Source organism: Amycolatopsis sp. A1MSW2902 (assembly GCF_017312175.1).
GTDB lineage: Bacteria > Actinomycetota > Actinomycetes > Mycobacteriales > Pseudonocardiaceae > Amycolatopsis > Amycolatopsis nivea.
The window spans coordinates 2,188,906-2,201,919 of the sequence record NZ_QJPO01000001.1 but is presented as its reverse complement, the minus strand read 5'-3'; the positions used below and the strand labels follow the sequence as shown (position 1 = coordinate 2,201,919).

Here is a 13,014-nt window from a genome sequence, read left to right as displayed (position 1 = left end):
ATCCCAGCGAAGTGGTGAGGCATGTGACAGGACTGTCCGGCGAGACAGCCTTCGGACCGATGCTGAGCGGAGACGGACGGCCGGGGCGGCTGTGGGCGATGCTCCCCCGCGAACTGGCCGCCGTTTTCCGGCCTCGGCTGCTGGACGTCGCCGACGAGGTGCTGCGCGAAATCCAGCGCACCGTGCCCGGCTACGCGCAACCCCTCGAAGGCCCGTTCGGCAAAGCGCTGCGCGGCGGGGTGCAGACGGCGCTCCTGCAGTTCGTCGACCGGATCGCGGCGGCGGGCGCGGTGGCCGACGACCGCCGGAGGGTGTTCGTCGCGCTGGGCGTGCACGAGTTCGAGCAGGGCCGCAACCTCGACGTCCTGCAGGCGGCGTACCGGGTCGGTGCGCGCGTGACCTGGCGGCGGATGGCCGAGGTCGGCACCCGGGCCGGGGTGCCGTCGGCGACGTTGTGCCTGCTGGCCGAAGCGATTTTCGCCTACATCGACGAGCTGTCGGCGTTGTCGGTGGAAGGACACGCCGCCGCTCGGGCCCGGGCGACGGGCGCGCGGGAACGCCGCCGGCGCCGGCTGCTGGATCTGCTGCTCTCCGACCCGCCGACGCCCATCCAGATCCTCGAGGAAGCCGCCTCGGACGCGGCGTGGCCGTTGCCAGGGCGGTTGGTCGCGGTCGCGTTCGACGGACCGGCCGACGTCGTCGGGCTCGACGCTCTCGAAGACCTCGAAGACGCGGCACCGCGGTTGTTGCTGGCGATGCCCGAGGAACGAGGCCCGCTCGCCGCTGCCTTGTCCGGACATCGGGCGGCGGTCGGCCCGCCGGTGCCCCCGCACCGCGCGGGCCGCTCGCTGACGGCGGCCCGGGAGGCGTTGCAACTGGTCGCGGCCAACGTGCTCCCGGACGAACCGTTGACCTGGTGCGCGGATCACCTCTCGACCCTCTTGCTGCACAAGGATCCATTGCTCCCGGCGAATGTCTCCCGCCGCCGGCTGGCTCCGCTGGCCGCCTTGACGGCGAAGCAGTACAGCCGGTTGGCCAGGACGTTGCTGGCCTGGCTGGAGACGCGCGGGAACGTCCGCGAGGTGGCGGACCGGCTGGCGATCCATCCGCAGACCGTGCGCGCTCGCGCCCAGGAGCTGGAGACGATGTTCGAGGGCCGGTTGTGGGACCCGGACGACCGTTTCGAGCTGATCCTCGCCCTCCGCGCGACCCTGGTCTGAACGCTGCCCCGGCGCGGAGATGCGTGCGGGGAACCCTGACGGAATCTGATTCCCGCAGGGTTCCCCTCACGCACTTTGCCGGAGCGTTCAGGCGGCGGACATCCCGGTGATCCGCCACTTCCCGTCGATCCGTTCGGCGGTGACGCTCAGCTGCGCGGCCCCGGTGCTGCGCTGCCCGTCGCCGCGCGTGCCGGTCTGGTCGAGGAACACCAGCAGGGCCGCGCGATCGCCGTCCAGGAGCTTCACCCCAGACGCGACGGCGGTCGAGGTCACGACGAGCTTCTGTTCGGCGGCGAGCTGGCGGACCTGGCCGAACAACCGGGTGTACTGGGTGAGCGCGGCCCCGGTCAGCAGGTCCTTGGCCGCCCGGTCGTTGCGGGCCGGATCGTCGTAGCGGTAGGAGAAAAGCGTGCCGAGCGCGGCGCTGATCTGTTTGCCCGCGTCCGCGGTGCCCGACACGTCGGACAGCGCGGTGTTGTGCGCCACCACCGCGTTCGTGTCGCGCGCCTCGACGGTGAACCACACCGCCAGCGCGGCCATCACGACCGCGACAGCCGCGAAAACCAGTGGTGCTCGGCGTTTCCGCGGCGGCGAAGCTGGCTCCTCGACCGGTGCCGCTGGCTCTTCGACGGTGTCGTCCGGTTCCGGTGCCGGATCACCGTGGCGTCCGGCCACTTTCACGGTCCGCTTCTTCGTTCGCGTGGTCACGGTGCCTCCCCTGCCGGGACTTGGCCCAGTGCGGTGACCCGCCATCCGTCCGGAGCACGGGTCAGCTCGGCCTGGAACCGGGACCGTTTGGTCACCGCCTCCTGACCGGCGGGCGTCACGACCAGTTCCACGGAGGTGATCAGCTTCGCCGTGCCCGCGCCAGTGTCCACTTCGGTCACCGCGGCGTCGGTCACCTTCCCGGTGGTGACGGTTTTCGCCTGGGCGATCCGGTCGAGGCTGCCTTGGCGGTCTTGCGCCAGCTCGTCGTGCAGGGCGCCGCCGGACACGTCCAGCCAGTGCTGGTATCCGGCCGCCGCCTGCCGGTAGTCCAAAGTGGTCAGTCCGGCGATCGCGGAACGCCCGGCTTGCAAGGCATCCTCCCGGACGACCGCGCGCGCGACGCCGTCGTCGTGCGCGGCTTGCCACCAGGTGTACCCGGCCCAGCCGGCCGCCGCGGTCGCGAGGGCCGCGGCGATCTGGGCCAGCGACGCGAAAATCCTCACGGCTGTCCTCCCGGTGCGTTCTGCGAGCCGCGCACGTTCGTCGGGTCGCCCTTCGGCAGCGCGCAGCGTGCGGCGGTGTTCAGCGGTCTGGTCGAGGTGTCGAGACCGTCGCGGTACGGCGTCGTGTATCCCGTCGTGCACGGCGGCGGATCGAAGAACGACAGCGACAGTCCGAAATGCGCCCCGTCCGCCCGGACCACCGCGCTGGCCGCGCCGACTGCCCGCGGCGCGGTGATCAGCAGCTGCCGGATCCCGCTTTGCCGGGATTCGAGGACGTCCGCGGTGGTGAGCAGGTTCGCGAGCAGCACGCCCAGCTGAGGCCCGGAGTCGCGGATCAGCGAACCGACCTCGTTCGCCGCGGCGGGCACTGCCGGAATGAGCTTGCGGAGGTCGCCGTCGGATTGCTTCAACGTCGACGCGAGCAGTTTGGCATTGGCGCCGAAGCTGCGGATCGCGTCCGCCTGCTGCGCTTGGGTGTCCAGCACGGTGTGTGCGTCGGTGACGAGCTGGGTCAGGGGCGCGACGTGCGCGCTCGCGGCTTGCACGAATTCGATGCCGCGGCCGACCAGCTGGTCCAGCGCGGGACCGGCGCCGGACGTCGCGTTGTACAGCTCGTCGACGACGGTGCGCAGGGCGGGCTTGGGCACCGACGACGCGAAAGAGTCCACAGTAGACAGCACAGTGTCCACCGGAAGCGGGATCTTCGTGTTGTCCTGGGTGATCACCGAACCGTCGTGCAGCGTCGGCCCGCCAGCGGTGCGCGGCCGCAGGTCGACGTACTGCTCGCCGACTGCCGACCGATCGGCGACGACGGCCTCGGTGTCGGCGGGGACGGATGCGGTGCCGGAATCGATCTCGAGATCCGCTTCCATTCCAGCGGACGTGAGCCGGAGCTGCCCGACCCGGCCGATCGGCACTCCCCGATACGTGACCTCGGCGTTGGTGAAAATGCCGCCGCCGGTGGGGAATTGGGCCTTCACGGTGTAGCCGCGGCCGAAAAACACCTTGTCCAGACCGGCATAAGTGGCCCCGACGTAGGCCACGCCGACAACGGCGATGACGACGAACAGCGTCACCTGGACGCGCACGAACCGGGTCAGCATCAGTGGCCTGTCTTCAGGAAGCCGTTGAGGTAGTCGCCGCGGATCGCGTCCAGCGCGGCGTCCGGGAACGGAAAGGTGAAGATCATCTCCATCGCCTTCGGCAGCTTGTCCCCGGAATCGGCCAGCCGCCGCAGCAGGGGCGCGAGAGCCTGCAGATCGGCGACCAGGTCGTCCTTGCTGCGGTTGACCGTGGTGACGGCGACCGAGGTCAGCCCGTCGAGCGACTTGAGCATCCCGACCAGCGCCTCCCGTTGCTGGTTGAGCACGCTGATGCCCGGGGTCAGGCCGTTGAGCGTCGTGGTGATCTGGTCGGTGTGCGCGTTCAGCGTTTCGGCGAGCCGGTTGACGCTCTCGATCGCCCGGGTGATCTCGCCGCGTTGTTCGTCGAGCCCCTTGACCAGCGTGTCCAAACTGGACAGCAGGCTGCGGGCCGCGGTTTCCTTGCCGCCGAGCGCCGCGTTGAGCTGGTGGCTGATGTTCTGGACCTGCGCCACGCCGCCGCCGTTGAGCAGCAGGGAAAGCGCGCCGAAGACCTCCTCGATCTGCGGGGTCAGCGTGGAGCGGTCGAGCGGGATGACCGCGCGGTCCACCAGCTTGCCTGTCGGGGAGGCGTCGGGCGGCGGGGCCAGTTCGACGAACTTCTCGCCGAGGATGCTGGCCTGCCGCAGCCGCGCGACGGCGTTGGCGGGCAGGTCGACGTCGCCGTTGAGCACCAGGTCCACGATCGCGCTGTGCCCGTCCGGCGCGAGCCGCACCTTGGTGACCTGGCCGACCGGCACGTCGTTGACCTTGACGCCGGATTGCGGCACGAGGTCCAGCACGTCGGCGAAGCTCGCGGTGACGTGGATCGGGTGGTCGCCGAGCGCGGCGCCGCCGGGCAGCGGGAGGTCGTACACGCTCACCCCGGTCCCGCATCCGGTGGTGACCAGGACCAGCGTCAGCACCGCGGCGGCCTTCGCCAGGGATTTCATTTCGTCTCCGGGAATTCGAGGAGGTTGCCGCGGCCGTCGATGACGCCGGCGTCCGGGTCGTAGGCTCCGAGCAGGTTGGTCAGCGCGTTCGGGGCGGCGCTCAGCGCCTCGGCGAGCGAGTCCTTCTGGTTCACCAGCACCTTCGTGACCCCAGCCAGTTTGTCCACATCGGACTGCACCTTGCCCCGGTTGTCCTTGATGAATCCCTGCACGACGCCGAGAGCCTGGGTCAGTTCGGTCAGCGCGCCGGAGAACTGGTCGCGCTGGTCGGCGAGGACCTTGCTGAGCGACGCGATCTGCGCGATGGCCTGCTTCACCTGGCCGTCGTTCGCCGCGAGCATCGCGGTGAACTTGCTGATGTTGTCCACCGAGCTGAACAGGTCGTCCTTGGAATCGCTTGCCGCGCGGGCGAATTCGCCGAGATTCTTGATCGCCTGGCCGATCGTCGCGCCGTTGCCGTCGAGGTACGCGGCCGACTTCGTGAGGACGTCGCTGACCGCGCCGTCCTTGTTGGCGCCCTGTGGGCCGAGCGCCGCCATCAGCTGGTTGAGGCTGCGCAGCAGATCGTCGACCTCGACCGGCGTCGCGGTGCGCTCGCGCGGGATCGACGCGCCGTCGGGCAGCTCGGGCCCGCCGGTGAAGACGGGCGTGAGCTGCACGTACCGGTCGGCGACCAGGCTGGGCGTGATGACGACCGCGCCGGCGTTCGCGGGCAGCCGCACGTCCGGCTTGAGCGTCATGGTCACTTTGACGTCGGTGCCGTTCGGCTCCACTTGGGACACCGAGCCGATGGCGACCCCGAGGACGCGCACGTCCGAGTTCGGGTAGATGCCGACGGCGGCGCTGAAATACGCGGTCACAGTGCGCTCGCGCGGCGCGGTCGCCAGCTGCCATCCCGCCGTGACCAGGAGCGCGCACACCACGCCGAGCGCGAGCGCGCGCAGCCGGGCCCGCCGTCGCGCGTGGGCTCCCAGGTCGATGAGCTGGTGCGCCATCAGCGTCCCCCGTTCTTCGGTGGCAGGCAGCTGCCCGGTGCGGCGCCGTTCGGGACGAGCCCGCACAGATAGGTGTCGATCCAGCGGCCGTTGCCGACGGCGTTGCCGAGCAGCCGGTAGAACGGTCCGGCCAGGCGCAGGCTGTCCTCGAGCCGCCCCTGGTTCCGCTGGAGCACGGTCGCGACGCGGTCGAGCTGGTCGAGTGCGGGACCCAGGGTTTTCTGGTTCTCCGCGACCAGTCCGCGCAGCTGGATCGACAGATTCTTGATCCCGCTGAACAGCTTCGCGATCGCGTCCTTGCGGTCGTTCAGTTCCTTGAGCAGCGTGGTGCCGTCGCGGATGAGGGCCTGGATCTGACCGGAGCGCTCGCCGAGGGTCTTCGAGACCTTGTTGGTGTTCTGGAACAGCTTCACCAGCTCGTCGTCGCGGGACGCGAGCGTTTGGGACAGGGCCGCGATCCCGTTGAACGCGGTCCGGACGTCGCTGGGCGCCGACGCGCCGAGCGTCTCCGACAGCGTGCGGAACGCCTGTGCGAGCTGGCCGGTGTCGATGGCCCCGACGGTTCCGGCCAGGTCGTTGAAAACCGCGGTGACGTCGTACGGCGAACTCGTGCGCTCGACCGGGATCGGCTGGTCCGGGTTCAGCTCGCCGTTGCCGACCGGGTCGAGCACAAGGTTCTTCTGGCCCAGCAAGGTCTTGATCTTGATCGCCGCGGTCGTCCGGTTGCCCACCCAGGCGTCCTTGACCCGGAACAGCACCTCGACGTGGTCGCCGGCCAGCCCGACCTCGGTGACCTCGCCGACCTTCACCCCGGCGACCCGGACCTCGTCGTTCGGCCGCAGCCCGGCGGCCTCGCGGAACTCCGCCTTGTAGGTCGTGCCGCCGCCGATGATCGGCAGGTCGTCGGAGAAGAAGGTCGCGGTGCCGATCAGTGCCATGACCAGCGCGGTCACCGCACCGACGGCGATGGGGTTGCGCAGCCGGAACGGCTTGATGCGCGGCGGTTTCACCGGCACCTCGCAGCGGTCACCGGAATGCCGGGCATCGGCCCGCCGGGCGCGGGCTTCGCGTCGGTCTGCACGGAGCAGAGGTAGAAGTTCGCCCACGAGCCGTAGGAGAAGATCGTGCCGATGCGGTCGAGTTTCTTCGGCAAGTTGGCGAGGAACTGCTCGAACACCGGGGTGTTGTCGGCGAGGTTCTTGGACAGGTCGCCGAGCGCGGAGATGCTGTCCTTGAGCGGCTGGCGGCCGTCCTGCAGCAGCCCGGCGGTGGATGTCGTGAGTTCGCCGAGGCCGCCGATGGCCTGGCCGATCGGTTTCGCGTCCGCGGCGAGGCCGGTGACCAGTTGTGCTGTCGTGTCCACGAGCGCGTCGAACTGGTCGCCCTGCGCGTTCACGGTGTCGAGGAGCGTGTTGAGGTTGCCGATCACCTTGCCGATCACGGCGTCCTTTCCGGCCAAAGTGGACGTCAGCGACGCCGTGTGCTGCAACAGGCTTTCGATCGTGCTGCCCTCGCCTTGCAGGACCTGGATGATCTCGAAGGACAGCTGGTTGACGTCTTTCGGCGACAGGGCTTGGAAAAGCGGTTTGAAGCCGTTGAACAACGTGGTCAGGTCGAGCGCCGGTTTCGTCTTGTCCGGCGGGATCAACGCGCCGTCGCCGAGCGTCGGGGCCGTTTCGGCGGTGCCGGGGTCGACCGAGAGATAGCGCTGCCCGACCAGGTTGCGGTAGCGGATCACGACCGAGGCCGCGGCGGTGAGCCGGTGGGTCCGGTCGACGGAGAAGGTGACGTCGGCGAGCCGGTGCTCGACCACGCGCACCTCGTCGACCTGGCCGATCCGCACGCCTGCCATCCGGACCTCGTCGCCGGGGTTGACCGAGGTCGCGTCGGTGAAGCGGGCGGTGTAGCCGACCGTCGTACCCACGCCCGAGTTCGCGATTGTGATCGCCAAAACCGCGGTGGCGCACACGGTGACGACAAAGAAAAGCAACCCCTTGAACGCAGGTCCCGCGACGCTCCTCATCGGACAGTCACCTCCGTTCCGCGCAGTGCCGGCCCGATGAGGACACTGCTCCAATCCGGGACTTCTCCCAACGAGGGCCGTAAAAGTTCGGCGACCAGCTGCCGCTCCCCCGGCGAGTTCGCCGGGCCGAGATCGCCTCCCGGGGCCGCGCCGCCGCCGTAGCACTTCGGGCCGCCGGTCGCGTCGTAGCGCGGGCTGTCGCGGCCGGGCACGTACTTGTCGCGCGGGTCCTGCACGGTCAGCGTCACGTGCAGGCCCGGTTCGTTCGTTCCCTTGCCGAGCGCTTTCTCCATCAGCGGTTTGAGCCGGTTGACGGCGTCGAACAGGCACGGGAACTCGGGCGAGTACCGCGACAGCAGCTCCAGCGACGGCCGGCTCGCAGCGGACACTCCGATGAGGTTGTCCGCGTTCTTCCGCAGGAAATCGTTCAGGTTCCCGGCTGCCCCGGTCACGCTCGAGTAGAGACTGCCCAGGTCGGCGCGAGTGTCCACAATGGTCTTCGCGGTAGTCGACAAATCGCTCAAGGCCTGGAGGATGTCCGGCGCCGCGCCGGTGTAGACGTCGGCGGCGTCGGCGAGTCCGGTGATGTCCGCCTTGAACTGCGGCAGCAACGGGTTCAGCTTGGCCAGCAGGTCCTGCAGCTGCACGATGCTGTCGCCGAGCGGTTTCCCGCGGTTGTCGAGGGCGAGCGAGATCGCGCCGAGCGAGCTGTTCAGCTTCTCCGGCTGGACCGCCCGCAGCAGCGGCAGCAGATCGCCCAGCACGCGCTCCAGTTCGATCGCGTTGGCCGAGCGGTCCTGCGTGATGACGTCGCCCGCACGCAGCGCGCCGACCGGGCGAGCGGGCAGCACGAGGTTGACGTACCGCTCGCCGAACACCGTCTTCGGCAGCAGCCGCGCGGAGACGTTGCCCGGCAGCTGCCCGATCTTCGCCGGGTCGAGGGCCAGGTCGATCTCGGCTCCGGACGGCGTGCTGCGCACCGCCCGGACCTCGCCGAAGGGCACCCCCTTGACCTTCACCTCGGCCGTCGGCGCGAGCTGGCTGCCGACCCGGTCCGCCTCCAGCGTGACCAGCACCGAGTCGTCGAAATCCTTGTCGTAGATCGCCACCGCGAGGTACCCGAGCAGGGCGAGCACGCCGAGGAACGCGACCCCGGCCAGCTGCGTGGCCGCCCGGTTCATCCGGACACCTTGACCGTGGTGGTCGCGCCCCAGATCGCGAGCGAGAGGAACAGGTCGAGCACGCTGATCAGCACGATGGACGTCCGCACGGCCCGGCCCACCGCGACGCCGACGCCGGCCGGTCCGCCGCTCGCGCGGTAACCGTAGAAACAGTGCGTGAGGATCACGCCGACGCTGAAGACCAGCACTTTCCCGAAGGACCACAGCACGTCGCCCGGCGGCAGGAACAGCGTGAAGTAATGGTCGTAGGTGCCGCCGGACTGTCCGAAGAAGACGACCGTGGTCAGCCGGGAGCCGAGGTAGGAGATCAGCAAACCGATGACGTACAGCGGGATGATCGCGACGAACCCGGCGACGATCCGCGTCGTCACCAGGTACGGCATGCTCCGCACGGCCATCACCTCGAGCGCGTCGATTTCCTCGGAGATCCGCATCGCGCCGAGCTGGGCGGTGAACCCGCTGCCCACCGTGGACGAAAGCGCGAGCCCGGCGACGAGCGGCGCGATCTCCCGGGTGTTGAAGTACGCGGTGAGGAAGCCCGTCATCGCCGAGATGTTGATCTGGTTGAGCGCGCTGAATCCCTGCAGCCCCACCGTGACGCCGGTGAACACGCACAGCCCGACCATCACGCCGATCGTGCCGCCGATCACCGCAAGCGCGCCGCTGCCGAACGTCACCTCGGCCAGCAGCCGCACGACCTCGCGCGAGTAGCGGGTCACCGCGAGCGGGACGGCCGCGAGCGCGCGGACGTAGAACAGCAGCTGGTCGCCGAGGTCGAACAGCTTGTCGCCGGGCTTGCTGAGGTTGACCACTCAGGTTCCCTTCGCCGGAACGAGTTGCAGGTACAGGGCGGTCAGCACGGTGTTGACGAAGAACAGCAGCAGGAACGTGATGACGACCGACTGGTTGACGACGTCGCCGACCCCCTTCGGCCCGCCCTTCGGGTTCAGGCCGCGGTAGGACGCCACCACCCCGGCGAGGAAGCCGAAGATGACCGCTTTCACCGAGCTGGCAACGAGATCGGACAGCTGCGCGAGCGCGTTGAAGCTGGCCAGATAGGCCCCGGGAGTGCCGCCCTGGACGATGACGTTGAAGAAGTAGCCGCCGAGCACGCCGACCACGCTGACCAGTCCGTTGAGCAGGACGCAGGCGAGGACCGCCGCCTGCACGCGCGGCACGACCAGGCGCTGGATCACCGAAACGCCGAGCACCTCCATCGCGTCGATCTCCTCGCGGATGGTGCGCGCACCGAGGTCGGCGCAGATCGCGCTGCCGCCCGCGCCGGAGATGATCAGCGTCGTGACGATCGGGCTGGCCTGCTGCACGACGGCCAGCACGCTCGCCGCGCCGTTGAACTGCTGCGCGCCGATCTGGCTGGTGAGCGAGCCGAGCTGCAGCGAGATCACCGCGCCGAAAGGGATGGAGACGAGGATCGCCGGCGAGATGGACACGCTGGCGATGAACCAGAACTGCTGGACGAATTCCCGGACCTGGTAGGGACGGCGGAACATCGCGAGGATGATGTCCAGCCCCATCGCGCACATCCGGCCGAACTCGCGCAGGCCGCTCGCCGCCCGTTGCGGGAGCTGGGTCAGCAGGGTCGTCACGGCGCCGTCCCGCACCCGTTCGGGCCCGAGCTGCCGACGCAGCGGAGCACCAGATCGGTCGTCAAAGTGTTGCCCGGCCCGGAAACCAGCCCGGTGAACAAGCGGCTGTAGTCCTCATGGCCGACGCAGCCGGCGAACGGCGGCGTCGTGAAGGTGGTCGTCACCTTCGCCGGCGGCGCGGGGAAAGCCAGCGGCAGCAAGGCTTTCAGGGTCACCTCGGCGGGCTGGGCGGTGCGGCAGTCCGGGCCGACGTCGAGCGGCTTGCCGTCCACTTTGACGTTCGACAGCTTCACGAAGACCTTCGCGGTGACCTCGGAATCGGCGCAAAGGTTGGTCCCCGTCTGCTTGCAGTTGGTGTCCTTGCCGGTCAGCACCTGGGTGGTGCCGGTGACGTCGCCGTCCGGGACGAGTTCGACCGTGCCGGTGGCGGGCATGAAGCGGAAGGCGACGAAATAGCTTTCGGTCACGGGGATGCTGAGCTTGCCGGTCAGCGGCACGCGGCCGCTGAGGCCGAGCAGGGCGCCGTCGAACCGGCCCTGCGGAAAGCTGATGTCCGAACCCAGCTTCGCGACGTGGCTGGTGGTGGGCTGCTGTGCGTCGCCGACATAGAACCCGACGGGGAAATTGACGGCCGCGGGCGCCGGTGCCGGCGCGTCGTCGCCGGGCGCGGCTTGCGCGGAGCCCAGCGAGAACGCGGCCAGCACCAGCACCAGCGGCAGCGAGAACCGGGTCAGCGCAGACATTCGGACTTCCTCATCGAAGGCGATCCTTTCCGAAGCTAATGCCGATTCTCGTTGCCGCACAAGGATTTTCGCGTTCTTGTCACGCCGGTCGGCGTTTTCGCGGGACGAATTCGCTTCCGGGTGAGCGTCACGTCCAGTTTGCTGCCCGGGCCGGAGGCGAGATCGGTGATCAGGCCGGTCAGGAAACCGCAGCCGGTGAATGCCGGAATGGCGTAGGTCGCGGTCAGCTTGCCGCCCGCGGCGGGGTCGAACCCGGACGCCGACGCGAGCGGCACTTGAGCCGGAGTTTTCGTGCGGCAGGAGTTCGAGGTCATGACCGGGAAGCCGAGCAGGCGCACTTTGGCGAGCCGGACGTCCACCTTCGCGTTCGCCTTGGCCGTCCCGTTGGCGAAGGTGCCGTCGATCGCGCCTGCCTGGCTCAGCTTGACCGTCGCGGAGGCGGGGAGGAAGCCGAACAGCCGGAAGTGCACGTCCGACGCGGGCAGGGCGAACCGGGCGTCGAACGTGCCCGCGGCCGCGTCGAGCTTCGCTTCGAGCTTGCCGGGGCCGAGCGGCAGGGTGGCGTGCAGTTGCTTGAGCGTGGTTTTGCCGCGGAGCGAGTAGGTGAAGGAGGTGCTGCCCGGCGGCGTCGTGGTGGGCTGGGTCGGCTGGGTGGTCGGTTCCGTGGATTGGGTCGGGGACGTCGGCTGGGTCGGGGACGTCGGCGTGGTTGGTTCGGTGGAGGAGGTCGGCGAGGTCGGTTGCGTCGAGGACGTGGGCTGGGTCGGCTCGGTCGGCGAGGTTGGTGAGGTTGGCGAGGTGGGCTGGGTCGGCTCGGTGGACGACGTCGGTTGGGTCGGGGACGTGGGCTGCGTCGGTTCTGTGGAGGACGTTGGCTGCGTCGAGGAAGTGGGCTGCGTCGGTTCCGTGGACGACGTCGGCTGGGTGGGCGAAGTCGGCTGCGTCGACGTGGGCTCGGTCGGAGACGTCGGCAGAGTGGGCTCGGTGGACGACGTCGGCGAGGTCGGCGAGGTCGGCTCGGTGGACGAGGTCGGCTCGGTGGACGAGGTCGGCACGGTCGAGGAGGTCGAGGAAGCCGGGGAGGTCGGCGTCGTCGTGCCGCCGCCGGGCTTGATCTCGAAGGTGCCCAGCTGCTGGTTCTGGCCGGGGACGACGACGCAGTCCGAGGTGAACGTGCCGAGGTCGGTGGGCTGGCCGGACGCGGTGCGCGGGGTCATCGTCGTGCTGAAGTTCCCGACGGTCACCGACGCGGTGCCCGCGCTGGGGAACGTCACGGCCGGGGCCTGGCCGCTGGTTTTGACGTGGAACGCGCCGGAGGGCGGCACCGGCGTCGAGGGGATCGTGAGCGGCAGACCGAGGTTCAGCGTCTTGTCGACGGGATACTTGAGCTGGGCCGCCGCCTTGGCCGAACCGTCGAGGGTCGTGGCGCCGACCAGCGCGAGGCCTTCGGTCGCGGTCTCCGGGACGGTGACGTCCACGTCGAACTTGATCGGCGTGGACGCCGAACCCGCGACCGCGTTGTCCGGCAGATTGGTGTCGATCTTCACCGCGAGCACCTGGTCGCCGATGAGCGGGAACGGGCAGGTGTAGTTCAGGGTCAGGCTGGCCGGCGCGGCTTGCGACAGCCCGGCCCCGGCCAGCGTGGCGGCCGCCGCGGCGCTCGCGACGGTCAGGGCGGCCAGCGCACCGGCCGCTTTTCTCGACTTCCACGGAAACTTCACGGCTCGCCACCTCGGGGAATCGGGACAATGTTTCCGGAAAATACCGCCGCGATTGCCCGCACACCACCTCCCGGACATTTCTTTGTCACGCCAGCCGGAATTCCTTGCCAGAAAAGGGTAACCTGGCTCATGACTTGTCACGCGCGTGCTATTCGCCGTGCGGAAAACTGTTACGCCGGGGATAGCGGGCGACCGGATTCTTGCTTTTCCCGGCGGCGGCTCGTTACCTTTTCCGGGAA

At 69.3% G+C, this 13,014-nt stretch carries 13 protein-coding genes; 1 reads left to right on the top strand and 12 read right to left on the bottom strand.

What is annotated here, in order from left to right; all coding sequences use genetic code 11:
- The first annotated feature begins 23 nt into the window (after positions 1-23).
- The gene (locus DMP23_RS10065; RefSeq protein ID WP_337820884.1) at positions 24-1,220 is read left to right on the top strand and encodes a PucR family transcriptional regulator; all 1,197 of its coding nucleotides are present in this window, start codon (positions 24-26) and stop codon (positions 1,218-1,220) included.
- Positions 1,221-1,307: 87 nt separating this feature from the next.
- On the opposite strand, the gene DMP23_RS10060 is transcribed toward DMP23_RS10065, so the two are convergent.
- The 12 genes from DMP23_RS10060 to DMP23_RS10005 are packed head-to-tail and all read right to left on the bottom strand — an operon-like array spanning position 1,308 to position 12,775.
- Positions 1,308-1,928, bottom strand: coding sequence for a hypothetical protein (locus DMP23_RS10060; protein WP_337820883.1), 621 nt, complete (start codon positions 1,926-1,928; stop codon positions 1,308-1,310).
- Positions 1,925-2,431, bottom strand: coding sequence for a hypothetical protein (locus tag DMP23_RS10055; RefSeq protein ID WP_337820882.1), 507 nt, complete (start codon positions 2,429-2,431; stop codon positions 1,925-1,927). The genes DMP23_RS10060 and DMP23_RS10055 overlap by 4 nt, the downstream gene beginning before the upstream one ends.
- Entirely contained in the window at positions 2,428-3,534 is a 1,107-nt protein-coding gene (locus DMP23_RS10050; RefSeq protein ID WP_337820881.1) for an MlaD family protein, read from the bottom strand. Before DMP23_RS10050 ends, DMP23_RS10055 begins: the two co-directional genes overlap by 4 nt.
- The gene (locus tag DMP23_RS10045; RefSeq protein ID WP_337820880.1) at positions 3,534-4,505 is read right to left on the bottom strand and encodes an MCE family protein; all 972 of its coding nucleotides are present in this window, start codon (positions 4,503-4,505) and stop codon (positions 3,534-3,536) included. Before DMP23_RS10045 ends, DMP23_RS10050 begins: the two co-directional genes overlap by 1 nt.
- Positions 4,502-5,500, bottom strand: coding sequence for an MCE family protein (locus DMP23_RS10040; protein ID WP_337820879.1), 999 nt, complete (start codon positions 5,498-5,500; stop codon positions 4,502-4,504). The genes DMP23_RS10045 and DMP23_RS10040 overlap by 4 nt, the downstream gene beginning before the upstream one ends.
- Entirely contained in the window at positions 5,500-6,510 is a 1,011-nt protein-coding gene (locus DMP23_RS10035) for an MCE family protein (protein WP_240690791.1), read from the bottom strand. Before DMP23_RS10035 ends, DMP23_RS10040 begins: the two co-directional genes overlap by 1 nt.
- Complete coding sequence (locus tag DMP23_RS10030) at positions 6,507-7,523, bottom strand: MlaD family protein (protein WP_337820878.1); 1,017 nt, start codon at positions 7,521-7,523, stop codon at positions 6,507-6,509. The genes DMP23_RS10035 and DMP23_RS10030 overlap by 4 nt, the downstream gene beginning before the upstream one ends.
- Entirely contained in the window at positions 7,520-8,704 is a 1,185-nt protein-coding gene (locus DMP23_RS10025) for an MCE family protein (protein ID WP_134666821.1), read from the bottom strand. The genes DMP23_RS10030 and DMP23_RS10025 overlap by 4 nt, the downstream gene beginning before the upstream one ends.
- Positions 8,701-9,516, bottom strand: a complete 816-nt coding sequence (locus tag DMP23_RS10020; protein WP_134666823.1) for an MlaE family ABC transporter permease — start codon at positions 9,514-9,516, stop codon at positions 8,701-8,703. Before DMP23_RS10020 ends, DMP23_RS10025 begins: the two co-directional genes overlap by 4 nt.
- On the bottom strand, positions 9,517-10,311 hold the full coding sequence (locus tag DMP23_RS10015; protein ID WP_134666825.1) for an MlaE family ABC transporter permease: 795 nt from the start codon (positions 10,309-10,311) through the stop codon (positions 9,517-9,519). It lies immediately after the preceding gene.
- The gene (locus DMP23_RS10010; protein WP_337820877.1) at positions 10,308-11,054 is read right to left on the bottom strand and encodes a hypothetical protein; all 747 of its coding nucleotides are present in this window, start codon (positions 11,052-11,054) and stop codon (positions 10,308-10,310) included. Before DMP23_RS10010 ends, DMP23_RS10015 begins: the two co-directional genes overlap by 4 nt.
- Before the next feature lie 35 nt (positions 11,055-11,089).
- The gene (locus DMP23_RS10005; protein WP_337820876.1) at positions 11,090-12,775 is read right to left on the bottom strand and encodes a DUF6801 domain-containing protein; all 1,686 of its coding nucleotides are present in this window, start codon (positions 12,773-12,775) and stop codon (positions 11,090-11,092) included.
- Positions 12,776-13,014 lie beyond the last annotated feature (239 nt).